General features: G+C 64.3%; 18 protein-coding genes. 9 read left to right on the top strand and 9 right to left on the bottom strand.

Going from position 1 to position 20,281, the window contains the following annotated elements; genetic code table 11:
• Positions 1–102 precede the first annotated feature (102 nt).
• Positions 103–1,134: a GTPase ObgE gene (gene obgE / locus RGQ15_RS12395; RefSeq protein ID WP_311160561.1), complete on the top strand. Its 1,032-nt coding sequence runs from the start codon at positions 103–105 to the stop codon at positions 1,132–1,134.
• Complete coding sequence (gene proB / locus RGQ15_RS12390; protein WP_311160560.1) at positions 1,122–2,234, top strand: glutamate 5-kinase; 1,113 nt, start codon at positions 1,122–1,124, stop codon at positions 2,232–2,234. Before obgE ends, proB begins: the two co-directional genes overlap by 13 nt.
• Positions 2,235–2,282: 48 nt before the next feature.
• On the opposite strand, the gene RGQ15_RS12385 is transcribed toward proB, so the two are convergent.
• Both RGQ15_RS12385 and pepN read right to left on the bottom strand, forming a co-directional pair.
• On the bottom strand, positions 2,283–3,188 hold the full coding sequence (locus RGQ15_RS12385) for a 1-acyl-sn-glycerol-3-phosphate acyltransferase (RefSeq protein WP_311161091.1): 906 nt from the start codon (positions 3,186–3,188) through the stop codon (positions 2,283–2,285).
• 53 nt (positions 3,189–3,241) lie between these two features.
• Positions 3,242–5,791: an aminopeptidase N gene (pepN, locus tag RGQ15_RS12380; protein ID WP_311160559.1), complete on the bottom strand. Its 2,550-nt coding sequence runs from the start codon at positions 5,789–5,791 to the stop codon at positions 3,242–3,244.
• 171 nt (positions 5,792–5,962) lie between these two features.
• On the opposite strand from pepN, the gene RGQ15_RS12375 reads away from it, so the two are divergent.
• The 4 genes from RGQ15_RS12375 (at position 5,963) to RGQ15_RS12360 (ending at position 12,104) form a co-directional block, all read left to right on the top strand.
• Entirely contained in the window at positions 5,963–6,553 is a 591-nt protein-coding gene (locus tag RGQ15_RS12375; protein WP_311160558.1) for a hypothetical protein, read from the top strand.
• 171 nt (positions 6,554–6,724) lie between these two features.
• Entirely contained in the window at positions 6,725–8,863 is a 2,139-nt protein-coding gene (locus RGQ15_RS12370; RefSeq protein ID WP_311160557.1) for a malate synthase G, read from the top strand.
• A gap of 213 nt (positions 8,864–9,076) precedes the next feature.
• Positions 9,077–10,651: a Re/Si-specific NAD(P)(+) transhydrogenase subunit alpha gene (locus tag RGQ15_RS12365; RefSeq protein ID WP_311160555.1), complete on the top strand. Its 1,575-nt coding sequence runs from the start codon at positions 9,077–9,079 to the stop codon at positions 10,649–10,651.
• Between the two features lie 10 nt (positions 10,652–10,661).
• Positions 10,662–12,104: an NAD(P)(+) transhydrogenase (Re/Si-specific) subunit beta gene (locus tag RGQ15_RS12360; protein ID WP_311160554.1), complete on the top strand. Its 1,443-nt coding sequence runs from the start codon at positions 10,662–10,664 to the stop codon at positions 12,102–12,104.
• 82 nt (positions 12,105–12,186) lie between these two features.
• Here RGQ15_RS12360 and RGQ15_RS12355 read toward each other — a convergent pair whose 3' ends face one another.
• Both RGQ15_RS12355 and RGQ15_RS12350 read right to left on the bottom strand, forming a co-directional pair.
• Positions 12,187–12,372, bottom strand: coding sequence for a hypothetical protein (locus tag RGQ15_RS12355; protein WP_311160552.1), 186 nt, complete (start codon positions 12,370–12,372; stop codon positions 12,187–12,189).
• Between the two features lie 200 nt (positions 12,373–12,572).
• A complete protein-coding gene (locus tag RGQ15_RS12350) occupies positions 12,573–13,082 on the bottom strand; it encodes a L,D-transpeptidase family protein (RefSeq protein WP_311160551.1) in 510 nt (169 codons plus the stop codon).
• A 166-nt stretch (positions 13,083–13,248) separates the two neighbouring features.
• On the opposite strand from RGQ15_RS12350, the gene RGQ15_RS12345 reads away from it, so the two are divergent.
• Together RGQ15_RS12345 and RGQ15_RS12340 are read left to right on the top strand one after the other, a co-directional pair.
• On the top strand, positions 13,249–14,544 hold the full coding sequence (locus tag RGQ15_RS12345; RefSeq protein WP_311160549.1) for a DUF3422 family protein: 1,296 nt from the start codon (positions 13,249–13,251) through the stop codon (positions 14,542–14,544).
• 135 nt (positions 14,545–14,679) lie between these two features.
• On the top strand, positions 14,680–15,024 hold the full coding sequence (locus tag RGQ15_RS12340) for an arsenate reductase family protein (RefSeq protein ID WP_311160548.1): 345 nt from the start codon (positions 14,680–14,682) through the stop codon (positions 15,022–15,024).
• A gap of 10 nt (positions 15,025–15,034) precedes the next feature.
• On the opposite strand, the gene RGQ15_RS12335 is transcribed toward RGQ15_RS12340, so the two are convergent.
• Positions 15,035–15,637 carry a YitT family protein gene (locus RGQ15_RS12335; protein WP_311160547.1) on the bottom strand — a complete coding sequence of 201 codons (603 nt, stop codon included), beginning with the start codon at positions 15,635–15,637 and terminating at the stop codon, positions 15,035–15,037.
• Between the two features lie 178 nt (positions 15,638–15,815).
• Between RGQ15_RS12335 and RGQ15_RS12330 the strand changes: the two genes are divergently transcribed.
• Complete coding sequence (locus tag RGQ15_RS12330) at positions 15,816–16,652, top strand: c-type cytochrome (RefSeq protein WP_311160546.1); 837 nt, start codon at positions 15,816–15,818, stop codon at positions 16,650–16,652.
• Between the two features lie 45 nt (positions 16,653–16,697).
• Here the strand turns inward: RGQ15_RS12330 and RGQ15_RS12325 are convergent, their stop codons facing one another.
• The 4 genes from RGQ15_RS12325 to RGQ15_RS12310 all read right to left on the bottom strand — a co-directional run bounded on the left by RGQ15_RS12325 (position 16,698) and on the right by RGQ15_RS12310 (position 20,275).
• Positions 16,698–17,684 carry an ABC transporter substrate-binding protein gene (locus RGQ15_RS12325; protein WP_311160545.1) on the bottom strand — a complete coding sequence of 329 codons (987 nt, stop codon included), beginning with the start codon at positions 17,682–17,684 and terminating at the stop codon, positions 16,698–16,700.
• Between the two features lie 36 nt (positions 17,685–17,720).
• Positions 17,721–18,557 (bottom strand): ABC transporter permease, encoded by an 837-nt coding sequence (locus tag RGQ15_RS12320; protein WP_311160544.1) that lies wholly within the window; start codon positions 18,555–18,557, stop codon positions 17,721–17,723.
• Positions 18,554–19,417 carry an ABC transporter permease gene (locus tag RGQ15_RS12315; protein WP_311160543.1) on the bottom strand — a complete coding sequence of 288 codons (864 nt, stop codon included), beginning with the start codon at positions 19,415–19,417 and terminating at the stop codon, positions 18,554–18,556. The genes RGQ15_RS12320 and RGQ15_RS12315 overlap by 4 nt, the downstream gene beginning before the upstream one ends.
• Before the next feature lie 90 nt (positions 19,418–19,507).
• The gene (locus tag RGQ15_RS12310; RefSeq protein ID WP_311161090.1) at positions 19,508–20,275 is read right to left on the bottom strand and encodes an ABC transporter ATP-binding protein; all 768 of its coding nucleotides are present in this window, start codon (positions 20,273–20,275) and stop codon (positions 19,508–19,510) included.
• Positions 20,276–20,281 lie beyond the last annotated feature (6 nt).

Here is a 20,281-nt window from a genome sequence, read left to right as displayed (position 1 = left end):
CGAGTTAAGCGCCGAAAGGAAGGGAAAGTCACGCAACTCTTGAACCGCGCGAGCCAAGCGCGTATCCCACGGTCTGCCTCCGTTTTTACCAAGGATAACGTTGTGAAATTCCTCGATCTCGCCAAGGTCTATGTCCGCTCCGGTGGCGGAGGCGCGGGATGCGTGTCCTTCCGTCGCGAGAAATTCATCGAATATGGGGGCCCCGACGGCGGAGATGGCGGTCGCGGCGGTGACGTCTGGGCCGAAGCGGTCGAGGGCCTGAACACCCTGATCGATTTCCGCTTCCAGCAACATTTCTTCGCCAAGTCCGGGCAGCACGGCATGGGTTCGCAGCGCACCGGCGCAAGTGGCGACGACATCGTGATGCGCGTCCCTGTCGGAACCGAGATCCTGGAAGAGGATCAGGAAACCGTCATCGCCGACCTGACCGAACCGGGCCAGCGCGTGCTCTTGGCCAAGGGCGGCAATGGCGGCTTTGGCAACCTGCATTTCAAAAGCTCGACCAACCGCGCACCAAGGAATGCCAATCCCGGCCTTCCGGGGGTTGAGCGTACCTTGTGGCTGCGCCTGAAGCTGATCGCCGATGCGGGGCTTCTGGGCCTGCCCAATGCCGGGAAATCGACCTTCCTTTCGGCCGTGTCCAATGCGCGTCCCAAGATCGCCGACTATCCCTTTACCACGCTGCACCCCAATCTCGGGGTCGTCGGCGTCGATGCGCATGAATTCGTCATGGCCGACATTCCCGGCCTGATCGAGGGCGCATCCGAAGGGCGGGGACTGGGCGACCAGTTCCTTGGCCATGTCGAGCGGTCGCGCGTGCTTCTCCATCTCATTGACGGCACCTCCGATGATGTCGCGACCGATGCGCGCACCATCCTGACCGAGCTCGAGGCCTATTCGCCCGAACTGGCGGCAAAGCCGCGCGTCACCGCGCTGAACAAGATCGACGCCATCGACCCCGAGGAACTGGCCGAGAAACGCGCGGCGCTCGAAGCCGAGATCGGCGGCAAGGTGCATCTCATGTCGGGGGTGTCGCGCGAGGGGGTGACCGATGTCCTGCGTGCGCTCTGGGCCGAGATCGTGCCGTCGCGCAGCTCTGTCACCACAGAGGAAGACAAGCCTTGGCAACCCTGATCCCAGAACTGGGGCGGGCGCAGCGACTGGTCGTCAAGATCGGCTCGGCGCTTCTGGTTGATGACGGCGGCCTGCGGGGCGAATGGCTGCGCGGGCTTTGCGACGACGTGGCCATCGCGCGAAGCCGGGGCACCGATGTGGTGCTGGTGTCGTCGGGGGCGATCGCGCTGGGTCGCAAGGTGCTGGAACTGCCCTCGGGCCCCTTGCGCGTCGAGCAGGCGCAGGCGGCAGCCGCCGTTGGTCAGATCCGGCTGGCCCGCGCCTATGAAGAGGCGCTTGCCCCGCATGGCGTGAAGACCGCCCAGCTTCTGGTGACGCTGGATGACACCACCGACCGCCGCCGCTATCTCAACAGCCGCGCCACCATGCAGACGCTTCTTGGCATGGGCGTCGTCCCGATCGTGAACGAGAACGACACCGTCGCCACGGACGAGATCCGGTTCGGCGACAATGACCGTCTTGCCGCCCAGATCGCCGTGACCTGCGGGGCCGACCAGTTGCTGCTTCTGTCGGATGTGGACGGGCTTTACACCGCCAATCCCAAGACCGATCCCGCCGCCCGCCATCTGCCCGTCATCGAACAGATCACGCCCGAAATCGAGGCCATGGGTGGTGATCCGATTTCTGGCGTAAGCAAGGGCGGCATGAAGACCAAGCTGATGGCCGCGCGTACGGCCGTCGCCGGCGGATGCGCCATGGCGATCGCCGAAGGGTCGGTGCTCAATCCCCTTCAGGCGGTCACAGCCGGTGCGCGCGTGACCTGGTTCCTTCCCGATACCGACCCTCATGCCGCACGCAAGCGCTGGATCGCCGCGATGAAGCCCAAGGGCGAGATCACCGTGGATGCCGGCGCGGTCGAGGCGCTGCGCCGCGGCAAGTCGCTCTTGCCCGCCGGCGTCACCTCGGTGTCGGGGCGTTTCGGCCGGGGCGACCCGGTGGTGGTGCTGGACGGGCAGGGCGGTACGCTTGCCTCGGGGCTGGTGCGCTATTCCTCGGTCGAGGCAAGGGCGATTGCCGGGCACCGCAGCGCCGAGATCCATTCGATCCTGGGTTATCCGGGTCGGGCCGCACTGATCCATCGCGACGACATGGTGATCTGAGCGGGTTCGCGGATGCGTGGATCTGGGCGGGCCCGAGGCCCGCCTTTTTCAATCTATCGGCCGCGGACCGGCCAGCGCGCGCCGCCCCTGCGAAAGCCTGCGGATCTGCGAAAGTTTCGCGGCATTCGGCGAAGGATCGGGCAGGGCAAGCACCGCATCGCGCAGCAGGTTTATGCCTTCTTCGCTGCGGCCGGGCAGGCTGGATGCCGCGATCGGCGTGCCGATCGTCACGCGGAAGGGTTGCGAACCCTTGTTCAGCACCTCGTTGAACAATGTCACGTCCCGCACCGAGGGGTGGATCGCATCCAGCAGGTAGAACAGCGTCGAGTTTCGCGCCCGGATATGCAGCGGAATGACCGGCACGTCGAATTTCTTCGCGATCATCGCCGCGCTGGCCATCCATGGCCGCTCGTGAAGCGTCAGGCCCTTGCGCTTGGCAAGCCGGCCCGAAGGAAAGATCAGGCCGATCCGGCCACGCCCCAGCGCGTCGCGCGTGTAATCCATCGTCGCACGGGTCTTGGCATGGCTGCGTTTCTCGACCCGCCATTCGACAGGCGCGATCAGGCTCGCGCATTGCGGCAGCACGCGCATGATGTCGTGATTGGCATAGATGAACAGATCGTCACGCACCGCCGAGATGACGGTGTTCAGCACGATCCCGTCGGCGATCCCGGTCGGATGGTTCGACACGATCAGCGCAGGTCCGGTCGCCGGGATATTCTCCAGCCCCTCGACCGTCAGGTCACGCACGATCAGCTGCGCCATGCGGCGGACGATCTCGTCCGTGGGCAGGTCGCGGAACTCCGCGCCCAGTTCGATGGTCTGGGGATAGCGCAGCAGCCACATCAGCGACTGCCGCATGAGGTTATGATGCCATTTGCCTGAAAACAGCCAAGGTGCCCGCTCGTGTATCAGCGGATCCAGCCTTTGCGTCATGTCCTCTCGGGCGTCCATGTCGGCAGTATTGCCGTGCCCGAGAGGCGGCTGCAAGGGCAGTCCTTGCCGCTTTAACTTGCACCGGCAAGGATACGCGTAACCATTTCCGAGGTGTTGCGCGAAAGCCCCGGCATGGCCGCGATGCGCTCCAGCGCGGCGCGAGCCTTGGCCCGCCGTCCCGCATCATAGCGCGAGATCGTCTCGAAAGCCGAGCACATGCGCGCCGTGGTCTGCGGATTGACCGGATCAAGCTTCATCAGCCAGTCGGCGACGAAACCATATCCCGATCCGTCCGCGGCGTGGAAACCGGCGTGATTTGCCGTAAGTCCGGCAATCAGGGCGCGGAACCTGTTGGGGTTCTTCCAGTCGAAATCCGGACGGGCCGCCAGTTCCCCGGCCTTCGCGACGGCCGCGTCCGGGGCCGAGCGCAGCGGCTGGACCATGAACCACTTGTCCATCACCAGCCGGTTGCCACGGAACTCGGCCTCGAAGGCGGCAAGCGCCTCGTCCGCGCGGCCATGTGCGATCAGTTGCTCAAGCGCGCCCTGGCGTTCGGTCATGTTGCCGGCTTCGGCAAACAGCGCATCTGCGCGCGCCGCACCGTCGAGCCGGCTCAGATAGGCGAGGCAAGCAAGGCGCAGGCTGCGCCGGGCCGAACCTTCGGCGTCGGGCTGATAGGGGCCCTGCGGCGCCATGGCGTCGTAAAGCCGCGCCAGCGCAGGTTCATGCTCGGTCGCGATGTCGTCCATCAGCCCGCGCCGCGCCGCATGGATTGCCTCGGGGTCAGGCGTCGTTCCGCTGGCGGCGATCGTCGTCGCGATTTCCTCTTCGCCCGGCAGGGCAAGGCAAAGCGCGGTGAACGCGAGGTCGGTCTCGGCATCGTCCAGAAGCCCGCCAATGGCGCGGATCAATTCCATCCCGGCCGTTTCGCCCCGGCTGCGCGCGATCAGCGCATCCAGTGCGAGGTCATGTCCGGCCTGCCAGCGCGCATAGGGATCGGTGTCATGGGCCAGCAGCAATGCCTGTTCATCCGCCGTCATCTCGCGTGCGACCGTGACGGGGGCCGAAAAACCGCGCAGCAGGGAAACCACCGGACGCGCGCCAAGCCCGTCGAAGCTGAAGCTCTGCATCTCTTGCGTCATCTCCAGAACGGTCGTCGGCAGGACCTCGTCACCGTTCGGGCCGATCAGCCCGATCGCTATGGGAATTACCCGTGCGGGCTTGTCCTGCTGACCGGGCGTGGGCGCGACGTGCTGGCGGAAATCCAGCGTCAGCCGCCCATCCGTCCATTCCTCGCTCAGCGACAGGCGCGGCGTGCCGGCATCGGTATACCAGCGCTTGAACTGCGCAAGATCGCGGCCCGTCGCGTCCTCGAAGACCTTGATCCAGTCCTCGATCGTGCAGGCCTGCCCGTCATGGCGGTCGAAATAAAGGTCCAGCGCCGCGCGATACCCCTCGTCACCGACCAGACGCTTGAGCATGCCGATCACCTCGGCGCCTTTCTCGTAGACGGTGGCGGTGTAGAAATTGTTGATCTCTTGGTAGTGGTCAGGACGCGGCGGGTGCGACAACGGGCCGGCATCCTCGCGGAACTGGCGCGCGCGCAGGGTCTGGACGTCATGGATGCGCTTCACCGCGGCCGAGCGCATGTCGCTCGTGAATTGCTGGTCGCGAAAGACCGTCAGCCCTTCCTTCAGACAAAGCTGGAACCAGTCGCGGCAGGTGATGCGGTTGCCGGTCCAGTTGTGGAAATACTCGTGCCCGATGACACCCTCGATGCGCTCGTAATCCCCATCCGTCGCGGTTTCGGCAGTGGCGAGAACCAGCTTCGAGTTGAAGATGTTCAGGCCCTTGTTCTCCATCGCGCCAATGTTGAAGTCGTCGACGGCGACGATGTTGAAGACGTCGAGGTCATATTCGCGCCCGTAAGCCTCTTCATCCCATTTCATCGAACGGATCAGCGATTCCATCGCATAACCGGCGCGATCCTCGTCGCCGGGCCGGACCCAGACGTTCAACCCGACCTTGCGCCCCGAAAGCGTGGTGAAGCTGTCCGAAATGGCGTGCAACTCGCCCGCGACCAGCGCGAACAGATAGGCGGGCTTCGGCCAGGGATCGTGCCAGACGGCCTTGCCGGGTTCGACCGAAACGGGGTTTCCGTTCGACAGCAGGACCGGCATGTCGGAATGGATCGTCACACGGAAGGGGGCCATCACGTCGGGCCGGTCAGGATACCAGGTGATGTGGCGGAACCCTTCGGCCTCGCACTGGGTGCAGAACATGCCGCCCGACAGATATAGCCCTTCCAGCGCGGTATTGGCCTCGGGGTCGATCTCGACCTCGGCCTCGAAGGTGAAGCTTTCGGGCAGTTCCGCCGCGGGGATGACCAGCTTTTCCTCGGCCTCGCGGATCAGCCCGGCATCAAGCGGCTTTCCGTCAATCGCCAGCGACACCGTCCTGAGGCCCGCGCCGTCAAGCACAAGATCGCCCTCGGCGACGCGGCGAAATTCGATCTGCGACCGCACCCGGGTCGCGTTCGGCGTGAGGCTGAACTCAAGCCGTGTCTCGGCGATCTCGTAGGGATAGGGGCGCCAATCGGCCAGATATTGGGTGACGGACATGCAAGCTACCTTCCCTCAGACATCAAAAAACTTCGCAGGTCACGGAACCTACTCAGAAACCTGATTGTTAATCGGAGGATAGCGGGGTCGCAAGCCGCGGTGAGGGCAGGAATGTGGCACGCCCTTGTCCTCGAGACCCACGAAGAAAAACTTGTGCTGAGGAGAGCCAAGATGGCCAATTACGATCCCAATGATCCGAACAGGGTCGATCCGGTAGATCCCACCCGGCCGAACCAGGTCAACCAGACCTATGTCGAGCCGGTCGAACGTCGTGCTTCGCCGCTTCCCCTGATCATCGGCATCCTGCTCGCGCTCGCGATTGCCTATTTCGTCGTTCAGTATTTCATGAACGGCGATGAGGTCACCACAAGCGAAGAGCCCGCCGTGACCACCACGGCACCGGCCGAGACGACGACCATGCCCGCCGATACCACCACCGCGCCGGCTGCGGCCGATGCTGCGGCCGATGCCGCTGACGACGCGGCCGAGGCTGCAGGCGACGCGGCCAGCGCCGCCGGTGAGGCCGCCTCGGATGCGGCCACCGCCGCCGGTGCGGCGATGGACGAGGCGGCAAGCGACGCTGCCGATGCCGCAAGCGACGCGGCCACCGCTGCGGAAGAAGCTGCCTCGGACGCGGCCAATGCCGCGGGCGAAGCCGCCTCGAGCGCCGCGGATGCGGTAGACGACGCGGTCACGGTCGAGCCGACGACACCCCCGGCCGAGACGATGCCGGAAACCACCACCCCGCCCGCGAACAACTGATTCAACGGCAGAAAATTCGAACGCCGCCCGGCAGTCCGGGCGGCGTTTTTCAATTTTCGGATATGATGATTGTCGCCCCGGTATAAAGTCGCCAAGGTTGAAAGAACTCCCGATTTGGCATACCACGGTGCACCGAAACGGGAGGCGATCTGGGAAATGAAAGGGAAGGGCATGGCGCGCTTGGAAAAGGCAGGTTTGCGAGTGGACGGAGCACTTGCGGACTTCATCAATGAACGCGCCCTGCCGGGCAGCGGCGTCGACCAGCGCCGCTTCTGGGAGGGACTCTCGAAGCTGCTGCACGAGTTCGGCCCGCGCAATCGCGCGCTGCTGGCGCGCCGCGAGGAATTGCAGGCCACGATCGACGCCTGGCACATCGCCAGGCAGGGCCAGCCCGCCGATGCCGGTGCCTATCGCGACTTCCTGTCCGAAATCGGCTATCTCGTCCCCGAAGGCGAGGATTTCCGGATCGAGACAGCGGCGACCGACCCGGAATTCGCCAGTGTCGCGGGTCCGCAGCTGGTCGTGCCGATCACCAATGCGCGCTACGCGCTGAATGCGGCCAATGCCCGCTGGGGCAGCCTCTACGATGCGCTTTACGGCACGGATGCGATGGGCGACCTGCCCGAAGGCAAGGGCTATGACGCCTTGCGCGGCGCGCGCGTGATCGCCTGGGGCCGCGATTTCCTGGACCAGTCGGTGCCGCTTGCCGATGGGTCCTGGTCGGACATCACCTCGCTGGCCGTGCGTGACGGTGCACTTGTCCCGGCGCTGCGGGATGGCGCGAAATTCGCGGGCTTCAACGGATCGGCGGAATCGCCCAGCGATATCTTCCTGAAGAACAACGGCCTCCTGATCCGCATCGTCATCGACCCCTCGACCCCGGTCGGCGGGCAGGACAAGGCAGGGATTTCCGATGTCGTTCTTGAATCGGCGCTGTCCGCGATCATGGATTGCGAAGATTCTGTCGCCTGCGTCGATGGCGAAGACAAGGCCCTGGCCTATGGCAACTGGCTCGGGCTGATGGACGGCACCCTTGCCGAAGAGGTCGTGAAGGGCGGGAAAAGCTTCACCCGCAAGCTCAACCCTGACGTGACCTTCACCGGGCCCGACGGCGCGAGCGTGACGCATAAGGGCCGCGCCCTGATGCTTGTGCGCAATGTCGGCCACCTGATGACCACGCCCGCCATTCTTGACCGCGACGGCAACGAGGTCTTCGAAGGCTTGCTCGACGCCATGGTCACCGCGCTTTGCGCCAAGCGCGATCTCGACAAGGACGGGGCGAAGAACTCGGTCACCGGCTCGATCTATGTCGTGAAACCCAAGATGCACGGCCCCGAAGAAGTCGCCTTTGCCAGCGAGATCTTCGATTTCGTCGAGGACGTGCTGGGTCTTCCGCGCCACACGGTCAAGCTGGGCATCATGGACGAGGAACGTCGCACCAGCGCGAACCTCAAGGAATGCATCCGCGCCGCGAAACATCGCGTGGCCTTCATCAATACCGGCTTCCTCGACCGGACCGGGGACGAAATCCACACCTCGATGGAAGCGGGCGCGATGATCGCCAAGGGCGAGATGAAGACGCAGCCCTGGATCTCGGCCTATGAAGACCGCAACGTCGATATCGGCCTCGCCTGCGGACTTGCCGGCAAGGCGCAGATCGGCAAGGGCATGTGGGCCATTCCCGACAAGATGGCTGACATGCTCGCGCAGAAGATTGGCCATCCGATGTCCGGCGCGAACACGGCCTGGGTGCCAAGCCCGACGGCCGCGACGCTGCATGCGACCCATTATCACAAGGTCGATGTCCATGCCCGGCAGGCCGAGATCGCCGCGCTGAAGCGGCCCGCGCGCCTCGACGATCTGCTGACCATCCCGCTGGCGGGGGGCCGGAACTACAGCGATGCCGAAATCACGCGTGAGCTGGAAAACAACTGCCAGGGCATCCTGGGCTATGTCGTGCGCTGGGTCGATCAGGGCATCGGCTGCTCGAAAGTGCCCGACATCAACGATATCGGCCTGATGGAAGACCGCGCCACGCTGCGGATTTCGGCCCAGTCGCTGGCGAACTGGCTGCATCACGGGATCGTGGCGGAAACGCAGGTCATGGACGCGATGCGCAAGATGGCGGGCGTCGTCGATCGCCAGAACGAAGGCGATCCAGCCTATCAGCCGATGGCCCCCGGTTATGACGGCGTGGCGTTCCAGGCGGCTTGCGATCTGGTCTTCCTGGGCCGGGTCCAGCCTTCGGGCTATACCGAGCCGGTCCTGCACGCACGCCGGCTTCAGGCCAAGGCCGACCAGGCCGCCTGAACAGCGCCTGCGCCCGACCGTTCCTGCCCCGGTCCATGCCGCCTTGCGGCGGGGCCGGGGCCTTTTCTTTTCGAAATCCTGGCCGCGATCATGAATCGATTCCCGTGACGTTACGTCCCATTTCCGGATGAGATGTCTTGTCACGCCCTTGTGAAAGATAATTTCGCGATGCTAAGAACGCCGCTGTAAGTCGCTAACAGGGGAGGTGCCCTCGTGAAGATCGGCGCTTTGAAAGAGAGCTACGAGGGAGAGGCGCGCGTCGCGATCACTCCTGCTTCGGCCGCCCATCTCAAGAAACTGGGCCATGATGTCTTTGTCGAATCCGGGGCCGGGGTGGGGGCCGGGTTTACGGATGCGGCCTATGAGGCGGCGGGGATCACGCTTGAACCCACGGCCCTGGCGCTGATCAACGACGTCGATGTCGTGGTCAAGGTCCGTCCGCCCAGCGAAACCGAGATCGGCCAGATGCGCCACGGCCAGACGCTGATCTCGCATTTCTATCCGGCGCAGAACGCAGAGCTTCTGGAAGCGGCGCGGGAACAGGGCATCACCGCCATCGCCATGGACATGGTGCCGCGCATCTCGCGCGCACAGAAGATGGACGCGCTGTCCTCGATGGCGAATATCGCGGGCTACCGCGCGGTGATCGAGGCCGCGAACAATTTCGGACGTTTCTTCACCGGCCAGGTGACGGCTGCGGGCAAGGTCCCCCCCGCCAAGGTTCTGGTTGTGGGTGCGGGCGTCGCGGGCCTTGCCGCGATCGGCGCGGCGACCAGCCTTGGCGCGCAGGTCTATGCCTTCGACGTGCGCCCCGAAGTCGCCGAGCAGATCGAATCGATGGGCGCGGAATTCGTCTATCTCGATTTCAAGGAACAGGCGCAGGACGGTGCGGCCACCGGCGGCTATGCCGCCCCGTCGAGCCCGGAATTCCGCGAAAAGCAGCTGGAGAAATTCCGCGAGCTTGCGCCCGACATGGACATCGTCATCACCACGGCGCTGATCCCCGGCCGCGATGCGCCCAAGCTCTGGACCACCGACATGGTCCAGGCGATGAAGCCCGGTTCGGTCATCGTCGATCTTGCGGCCGAGCGCGGCGGCAATTGCGAACTGACCGTTCCCGACGAACGCTTCGTCACCGAAAACGGTGTCGTCATCATCGGCTATACCGACTTCCCGTCGCGGATGGGGGCGCAGGCCTCCGAGCTTTACGGCAACAATATCCGCCACATGCTGACCGACCTGACGCCCGGCAAGGATGGCAAGCTCGTCCAGAACATGGAAGACGACGTCATCCGCGGTGCGACCGTCACCCATGATGGTGACGTGACCTGGCCACCGCCGCCGCCCAAGGTCGCGGCGATTGCGGCGCAGAAACCACGCGAAAAGGCCAAGGAACTGACGGCGGAAGAACGGCGGGCCAAGGAACTGGCAGCCTTCAAGGCGCAGACGAAGTCGCAGATCACGCTGCTGGGTGCCGGTGCGGTGCTGATGCTTCTCATCGGCAGCTTCGCGCCCGCCAGCTTCCTGTCGCATTTCATCGTGTTCGTTCTGGCCTGTTTCGTGGGCTTTCAGGTCATCTGGAATGTCAGCCATTCCCTGCACACGCCCCTGATGGCGATCACCAACGCGATCTCGTCGATCATCATCGTCGGCGCGCTTCTGCAGATCGGCTCGGGGTCATGGCTCGTGATGCTCTTGGCCGCGCTGTCGGTCCTGATGGCGGGCGTCAACATCTTCGGTGGTTTCCTGGTCACGCGCCGGATGCTCGCCATGTTCCAGAAGTCGTAAGGAGGGCATGATGGAATTCGGAGTAAGCACCGCCGCCTATGTGGTCGCGGCCGTCCTCTTCATCCTGTCGCTGGGCGGGCTGTCGGGGCAGGAAAGCGCCAAGCGTGCGGTCTGGTACGGCATCAGCGCGATGGCGCTGGCCGTGGTGGCCACGCTGTTCGGCCCCGGCGCGGGGAACTGGTTCCTGTCGCTGGTGATGCTGGCCATCGGCGGCAGCATCGGCTGGGTGGTCGCCAAGCGCGTCCAGATGACCGAGATGCCGCAGCTTGTCGCCGCGATGCACAGCCTGGTCGGCCTCGCCGCCGTCATCATCGGCTTCAATGCGCAGTTCGAACTGTCGCGCGTGCTGCGGATCAAGGCGTCCGGCGCTGAAGCCGCCTTCCATGGCTTCGCCGCCGTTCTCGCGCACAAGACCCCGGCCGAAATCGCCATGCTCAAGGTCGAGGTCTTCCTGGGCATCTTCATCGGCGCAGTGACCTTCACCGGCTCGGTCGTGGCCTTCGGCAAGCTTGCCGGCAAGATCGACGGCAAGCCCAGGAAACTGCCGGGCGGCCATATGCTGAACGCGGGCGCCGTGGCGCTGTCGCTTCTTTTCGGCATCCTTTATTGCGCAGGTGTCGGCCCTGCGGTGTTCTGGCTGATCCTGATCGCGGCGCTCGCGCTTTTCATCGGCTATCACCTGATCATGGGCATTGGCGGGGCGGACATGCCGGTCGTCGTCTCGATGCTGAACAGCTATTCCGGCTGGGCGGCCGCGGCCATCGGCTTCACGCTCGGCAATGACCTCCTGATCGTCGTGGGTGCGCTGGTCGGCTCTTCGGGTGCGATCCTGAGCTACATCATGTGCAAGGCGATGAACCGCCATTTCGTCAGCGTCATCCTGGGCGGCTTCGGCGGCACCGCCGGCCCCGCGATGGAAATCGAGGGCGAACAGGTCGCGATCGACGCCGACAGCGTCGCGGCCGCGCTGAACGACGCCGATGAAATCGTCATCGTTCCGGGCTATGGCATGGCCGTGGCGCAGGCCCAGCAATCGGTCAGCGAACTGACCCGCAAGCTGCGCGCCAAGGGCAAGAACGTCCGATTCGCCATCCACCCTGTCGCCGGGCGCCTGCCGGGGCACATGAACGTGCTCTTGGCCGAAGCCAAGGTTCCCTATGACATCGTCCTGGAAATGGACGAGATCAACGAGGATTTCCCCTCGACCGACGTGGTCATCGTGATCGGCTCGAACGACATCGTGAACCCGGCGGCGCAGGAAGACCCGAACAGCCCGATCGCCGGCATGCCGGTCCTGGAAGTCTGGAAGGCCAAGCAGGTCTTCGTCAGCAAGCGCGGCCAGGGGACGGGCTATTCCGGCATCGAGAACCCGTTGTTCTACAAGGAAAATACCCGGATGTTCTATGGCGACGCCAAGAAGTCGATCGACCAGCTCCTGCCCATGATCGACTGATCGCCAAGCCGGTCACCATGCCGCAATGATTAAGGCGGGCCAATCGGCCCGCCTTTCTTTTACCGCCGCAAGGTGGTGGAGATCAAAGAGCCTGGAGCATGGATTTGATGACATCGGCGGGCAGCGCAGGATGGACCGCCAGCTTGCGCGTGCGGCTGCCCCTGCGCGGGATCAGCAGGGCGCAGCGGGTGGCCGCGGCCTGCGAACGTTCGGCCGAGCTCAGCACGATGGCGCCGGCACGCCACCGTGATTTGGGACCGAAACGCATCACAATTTCGATGAGACCCGGGACATAGCCATGGGTTTCTGCCGAATCGATCAGACGATCATGAATGACTGGTGGTAAGTGCATCAGGTTGAAACTCGAAAACTCGAGTGAATCATTAACCGGATGCCCCCCAGAATCCTATCTGACCTTTTGAACAGGTCTCCCATACAAGTTACGGGAAGACGCGGTCTTTTTGGCAATCAGGGGGTGATGAGAATCGGCGTGCCGTCGCGCACCATGGCATAGATGTCCTCGACCTCGTCATCCCTCACGGCGATGCAGCCCGCCGTCCAGTCGCGCCTGTATTGCGACAGCGTTCGACCCTCGGGGCCCTGGCCATGGATGAAGATGTCGCCGCCCGGTCTTTGGCCAAAGGCGGCCGCGTTGGCCGAATCGACGACGTTCGGATAGGACACCCCGATCGACAGATGATAGCGGCTGTTGGGATTGCGGCGGTCGATGAAATAGACCCCCTCGGGGGTCTTGCCATCCCCCTCGAACTGCTTGTGCCCGATCGGTTCGTTGCCCAATCCGATGTCATAGACCTTGATCGCGCGCCGCCCGTTCAGCAGGTACATCTTGCGCTCGCCCTTCTGGACCAGCACCTCGGTCACGGGCGGGCCCTTGTAGGTCTTGAACTTGCTGGGTGCGCAGGCGGCCAGACCTGCGATCAGGAACACGCCCAGAATTCTGGCGATCAACCGGTTCATCTCTGCCCCTTTTGCATGGTTTTCCGGTTATTTTGCCCTGTTCCGGGCCTTGCGGCAACGACGCCCGCGTTCACGAAAACCTGATGCCGCGGCGGGGACGCGCCAAATGGTTGAGACAGAAGATTTTCCCTTGCGGCAGCATTCGCGCTCTGCCCATGATCCGGGCATGAATGACGAAGATGAACACCCGCTGCGCTATGCGCTGGTCAATGAATTGCATGCCCGGCCTTCACCGCGGCTCGAAGCGCCCTGCACGGCAGTCTTCCTTGCGATCAAGGAACCGAAGAATGCGGCGACCCGGGACCGGGAACGGGATGTGGCCCATCTGGCCGATCTGGTCGGCCGCCACGGTGCGCCGCGTCCCGACCCCGAGGCGGGGCATTATTCGGCCAAGCTTGGCCGCCATCGGCTGCGCTGGGAAAGCCATACCGAATTCGTGACCTACACGGCCTTTTCCCGCGGCCTTCCGCCACGGCCCTTCGATCCGGGGGTGGGTGACATCTTCCCGCGCGACTGGCAGCACGAGGCACCGGGAAAGCGCGTGGCGGCGGTGATGATCCATGTCGATCTCTTGCCCGAGGACCCCGAGGCGATCCTGCCCCGGCTCGAGGAATGGTTCGCGGCGGAAAGCCTTGCCTCGGTCTGGGTTCTGGACGAATCCGCCGTGGTCGCCGGTGACTTCCGGGTCGATCCGGCAGGCTGGATGCGCTTTGCGGTCTTCGTGCGTCCGGGCACGGCATCCGGGCGGATCGGCCGCATCATCCAGCGCCTGCTTGAACTGGAAACCTATCGCGCGATGTCGATGCTGGGCATGGGCCGGGCGCGCATCCTGACCGACCAGATGAACACGCTCGAACCGCAGCTCAGTGAAATCGTCCAGGGCATGGCCGATGATTCCCGGCAATCCGAAACCGTGCTGCATGATCTGCTTTCCGTGGCGACCCGGCTCGAAAGCGCGGCCACCCAGAACAGCTTCCGCTTCGGCGCGACCTCGGCCTATGAGGCGATCGTGCGGGAACGCGTCGCCGCCTTGCGCGAAACCCGCTTCATGGGTGGCCAGATGCTGACCGAGTTCATGTCGCGGCGCTACGCCCCGGCAATGCGGACGGTGAAATCGACCGAAAGGCGGCTGGCGGCGCTGCTCGACCGGGCCGAGCGGGCGGGCGAGCTGTTGCGCACCCGCGTCGATGTCTGGCGCGGCGAGCAGAACCGTGAACTGATGCTGCGTATGGACAGGCGGGCCGATCTGCAGCTTCGCCTTCAGCACACGGTCGAGGGGCTTTCGGTCTTCGCGATCAGCTATTACGCGGTCGGGCTGCTGGGCTATGCGCTGGGTCCCGTGGCCTATGCGATCCATCTCGACAAGGCGGTGCTGCTGGCGCTGCTGACGCCCTTCGTGATCGCCTGCGTCTGGTACAGCATGCGCCGGATCAAGGCCAGGCTGCACGATGATCACGGATGAGTGCTGTTTACCAGCGCTGTCCAAGAGGCCATAACCCGGCGAAAACCTCTGGAGACCCATCTTGCGACTCTGCCTGTCCCTCCTAGCGCTCATGGCCCTTTCGGCCTGCAATGTTCCCTTCATTCCGGTGATCTGATGACCAAGAACCTGACCATGTACGGGCTTTCCCATTGCTCCACCTGCCAGAAGGCCCAGGCCGAACTTGAGGCCGCCGGCTGGACCGTCAAGTTTCGGGACGTGAAGAATGATCCTCTGGCCACGGCGGATTGGACGACCATGCTGGCCGAATTCGGCGACAAGCTGGTCAATCGCGCCAGCCTCACCTGGCGCGGCATGTCCGAGGATGAACGCGCCGCCGAACCGCTTCGGATGCTCGAAGCAAAGCCTTCGCTGATGAAGCGCCCCGCGATCGTCGAGGGCGACAAGCGCCTGCTCGGCTGGACCGCGAACGTCAAGCGCGCATTGGGTGTGGCGGCCTGAGGGCCGCCCGTCAGGCGATGTAGCGGTCGCGCCGGTGGTTGATCGCGATCACCAGGTTCAGCACCACCGCGCCAAGGAAGGACCAGGCCACCGTCTCGACGTCACGCAAGAGCAGCGCCGCCGCGAAAAGGCAGGCGTCGAAGATGAGCTGCGTCCAGCCCGCGCGAAACCCGGTCGCGTCCTGGATGTAAAGCCCGACGATCCCGATCCCGCCCAGGGATGCGCCGTGGCGGAACAGCGCAAGCAACGCCGATCCGGTCAGGCAGCCCAGAAGAAGCGCCGCGACCAGCGGGTGGATCTCGCCGAAATGCAGCCGGCTTGGCAGGATCTGCACGATAAGCGACAGAAGCGCGACGGCGAGAAAGCTCTTCAGCGTGAAGCCCAGCCCGAAGCGCCTGTAGCCCAGCCAGTAGAAGGGCAGGTTGACCACGAAGAAGACCGGGCCGAAGCCCCAGCCCGTGGCATAGGAAATCAGCACCGCAAGCCCCGCGGTCTGTCCGGTGACGAAACCCATATGGGTCATGAGCATGACACCGACGGCGGCCACGAAACTGCCATAGGCAAGTCCCTGGGCGTCGTCGATCATGCCGTGTCTTGTGTTCTTTTCGCTCATCGCGCTGCTCTGGCGCGCTCGGGCGCGATGCGCAAGATCCCGCGTTCGAATTCGACCTACTTCCCCGGAAATGCGTCCGGATCTGTCTGAAGAGACAGCCCGGATGCCCCACCTTGGGCATCGGGTGTTCCGCGCTTAGTGGTAGATTTCGCGCCAGTCTTGCCATGAGGAAATTTTCATGATGCGTCTTGCCGTCCTGGCTGCCCTGGCGGCCATGTCTGCACCGGCCCACGCGGCGCCCAGCGTCGAGCGCGGTGAATATCTTGTCCAGGGGCCCGCGGGTTGCGGCAATTGCCACACGCCGATCGGTCCCGAGGGTTTCGACTTGACCAAGGACCTGGGCGGCCGGCTGGTCGAAGAGAACCCGTTCTTCACCGCGATCGCACCGAACATCACGCCCGGCGGGGCGATCGCGCAATGGAGCGACGCCGAACTGGCCCGCGCGATCCGCGAAGGGGTCCGCCCCGATGGCAGCCTGATCGGCCCGCCCATGCCCTTCACCATGTATCGCGGCTTGGGCGATGAGGATCTCGCCTCGATCGTGATCTATCTGCGCAGCGTGCCCGCCGTCCAGAACGACCCGGGCAAGTCGACCTACAGAAACCCGCTTCCCCCGAATTACGGGCCGCCCGTCAGCGGCGTGACCCCACCCCCGCAAGGCGTGACGGCCGAATATGGCGCCTATCTTGCGGGGCCGGTGAGCCATTGCATGGAATGCCACAGCCCGATGGGTCCGCAGGGGCCAATGATCGACACGCGGCTCGGCGCGGGCGGGTTCGAGTTTCACGGACCTTGGGGCGTCGCGGTCGCCGCCAACCTGACGAACGGGCCGGACGGGCTGGCCGATTATACGGATGACGCGATCAGGGCGATGATCGTCGAGGGCAAACGGCCCGATGGCAGCATGATGATGCCGCCAATGCCCTATCCCTATCTTGCCCGGATGACGGCAGAGGATCTCGATGCGATCATCCTCTACCTGCGGTCCTTGCCGGCGCTGCCCGATCAGGAATGAAGGAAAAAGGGGGGCGGGCTGCCCCCCGATCGTTGCTGCATGCGCTCAGTTCAGCGCCTTGTCGGTGATGGCATGGCTCCAGGCACCGTCGGGCGCCTTCGAGATCACCGGATCCGACCCGCCCGACAGAAGCGTGTCGACCGTGCGCTGATAATCGGCCTCGTCCAGCGCACCGCTGGAACCGGCGGTCAGCTTGGCGATCTCGCCCGCCATCCGGGTCTGGTGCTCGATCGTCTGGGCCCCGGTCTCGTCGTTTTCAAGCACGATCTCGGCGGCCTCCTCGGGATGTTCCTCGGCATATTTCCAGCCCTTCATGCTGGCGCGGACGAAACGGACAAGCTTGTCCTCCATTGCCGGATCGCCCAGCTTCTCTTCCAGGACATAAAGCCCGTCTTCCAGCGTCGCGACACCCTGTTCCTCGTATTTGAAGGTCACCAGATCCTCGGCCGCGATGCCCGCGTCGATCACCTGCCAATATTCGTTATAGGTCATGGTCGAAATGCAGGCGGCCTGCTTTTGCAGCAACGGGTCGACGTTGAAGCCCTGTTTCAGCACGGTCACGCCTTCGGGGCTGCCATCGGTCGCAAGGCCCAGATGGTTCATCCAGCTCAGGAACGGATATTCGTTTCCCGAAAACCAGACGCCCAAGGTCTTGCCCTTGAAATCGGCCTTGGGATCGGTGACGCCCGATTCCTTGAGACAGGTCAGCATCATGCCCGATTTCTTGAAGGGCTGGGCGATATTGACGATGGGCAGGCCCTTTTCACGCGCGGCCAAGGCGGCGGGCATCCATTCGACGGTGACATCCGCGCCGCCTCCGGCCAGCACCTGGACCGGGGCGATATCCGGTCCGCCCGGCTTGATGGTGACGTTCAGGCCCTCTTCCTCGTAGAAGCCCTTGTCCTTGGCGACGTAATAGCCGCCGAACTGCGCCTGCGTGACCCATTTCAATTGCAGGGTCAGGTCATCTGCCGCCGAGGCTGCGCCTGCCATCAGCGCCATGACGCCCGCCGAGATCAGGAATGTCTTCATCACTCTCTCCACTGTTGATGGGGCATTTGCCCCGGCTTATTGGCGCTGCGAAGGGTGCCAGAAGGTCAACCGTTTCTCGGTCAGCGCGACAATTCCATAAAACAGGGTGCCGGACAGCGCCGCCACCAGGATCTCGGCCCAGACCAGCGCCATGTCGAGCTGTCCGACTGCGGTCGAGATGCGAAAGCCCATGCCCCGCGTCGGGCTGCCAAAGAACTCGGCGACGATGGCACCGATCAGGGCAAGCGTCGTGGTGATCTTGAGCCCGTTGAACAGAAAGGGCAGGGCTGCGGGCAGGCGCAGCTTGACCAGCGCCTGTGCATAGCTCGCGCCCCAGGTCGCGATCTGGTCCCGGGCCAGCGCATCGGTGGCCTTGAGCCCCGCGACCATGTTCACAAGGATCGGGAAAAAGACCATGACGACCACGACCGCCGCCTTGGACTGCCAGTCAAAGCCGAACCACATGACAAGGATCGGCGCGACGCCGACAATGGGCAGCGCGGCGACGAAATTCCCGATCGGCAGCAGGCCGCGCTGCAGAAAGGGTGAACGGTCGATGGCAATCGCCGTCACGACGGCCAGCGCCGCCCCGATCAGCCAGCCCGACAACGCGCCCTTCAGGATGGTCTGCACGAAATCCCCCCAAAGCAGCGGCAGGTTTCCCGCGAATGCCGACCAGATCTGGCTTGGCGCGGGCAGGATCACGGCGGGAACGGCAAGGCGGCGACAGGCCATTTCCCAAAGCACAAGGATCGTCGCCCCAAAGATCATGGGAACCAGCACGGATGGCAGCCGCCCGGCGCGACGCGCCAGAACGGTATTCAGGGCCACCGCCCCAAGCCAGATCGCGATCATCGCAAAGGCGTTGCTCATCGCGCCAGCCCCATGCGCTGCAGCGTCGCCTTCTCGATGGCGCCGATCACGGCCACCAGCGCGGCGGCAAGCGCCGCCGCCGCGAAAAGCGCGGCCCAGATCTGGATGGTCTGCCCGTAATAGCTGCCCGAAAGCAACCTTGCCCCCAGCCCCGCCGTGGCGCCCGCCGGCAACTCACCGACGATCGTGCCGACCAGCGCCGCCGCCACCGCGACCTTGAGCGAGGCGAAAAGATAGGGCAGGGCCGAAGGCAGCCGCAGCCGCCAGAACACCTGGGCAGGGGATGCGTTCCACGACCGCATCAGGTCCATCTGCATGGCATCGGGGGTTCTCAGCCCTTTCACCATGCCGACCAGGACCGGAAAGAAGCTGAGCCAGGCCGAGATCATCGCCTTGGGCATCAGGCCGGTGACGCCCATGCTCGCGAAGACGACGATCACCATCGGCGCGATGGCCAGAATGGGCACCGTCTGGCTTGCAATCGCCCAGGGCATGACCGACAGATCCATGACCCGGCTATGGACGATCCCCACGGCAAGCAGGACCCCGGCCAGCGCGCCGATCGCGAAACCCGCGAGCGTGGCGGACAGCGTGATCCAGCCATGCCAGACAAGGCTGCGCTTCGAGGTGATCTTCTGGCCCGCGACCCCGTCCCACAAACCCTTCGCGACCTGATGCGGCGCGGGCAGGACCGGGCGCTCCTGCGACAGGCTCCGTTCGACCAGTTGCCTTGCGTCCAGAACTTCACCCGCCCGTGCCGCCTGGTCGCGGACCCATGCGGCATTCAGCCCCACCGCCGCGACATACCAGACAAGGATGATCGCAAGGATCACGGTCAGGACGGGCAAGGCGCGGCTCATCTTGGCCCCACGGGGAACGCCACGGGGAACAGTGCACGAACGGTGTACGCGCTGTGTACAGGCGGTGTACGCGTGGTGCGGGGCTTCCGGTCAGTCATAGCTGTGCCCCTCGCGCAGGCCTTCGCGCACCTCATGGGCGATGCGGATGAACTCGGGCGTATCTCGGATCTCCAGCGGCCTTTCGCGTGGCAGGGTGCTTTCGATGATCCGGGTGATCCGCCCCGGACGCGGCGACATGACCACGATCCGGGTCGAGAGGTAAACTGCTTCTGGAATCGAATGTGTAACGAAACCAATAGTTTTTCCTGTCTTCCTCCAAAGTTCAAGCAGCGCTTCGTTGAGCCGGTCGCGGACGATTTCGTCCAGCGCGCCGAAAGGTTCGTCCATCAGCAGGATATCCGCGTCGAAAGCCAGGGCGCGCGCGATCGATGCCCGCTGCTGCATGCCGCCCGACAATTGCCAGGGAAACTTGCCGCCAAATCCGCCAAGCTCGACAAGATCAAGCACGCGGGCAATCTTCTCATCCCGATCCGCCTTGGAAAAACCCATGATTTCAAGAGGAAGCGAGATATTTCTGGAAATCGTTCGCCACGGGTAAAGGCCCGGTGCCTGAAAGACATAGCCATATGCTCGCGCGCGCCGGGCCTCGTCCGCGCTCATCCCGTTCACGCCGATCTGTCCCGAGGTTGGGGTTTCCAGCGCCGCGATCGTGCGCAGGAAAGTGGTCTTGCCACAGCCCGAAGGCCCGATGAAACTGACGAAATCGCCCTTTTCGATGGTCAGATCCACGTCTTTCAGCGCGTGAACCGGGCCATCCGCCGTTTCAAAGGTCAGGCTGACGCCATGCGCCTCGATCACCCCCAA

This window comes from Paracoccus sp. MBLB3053, assembly GCF_031822435.1.
In the GTDB taxonomy this organism is placed as follows: domain Bacteria; phylum Pseudomonadota; class Alphaproteobacteria; order Rhodobacterales; family Rhodobacteraceae; genus Paracoccus; species Paracoccus aurantius.
Note: the sequence above shows the minus strand (reverse complement) of the source record. Positions and strands in the feature narration are given on the sequence as shown.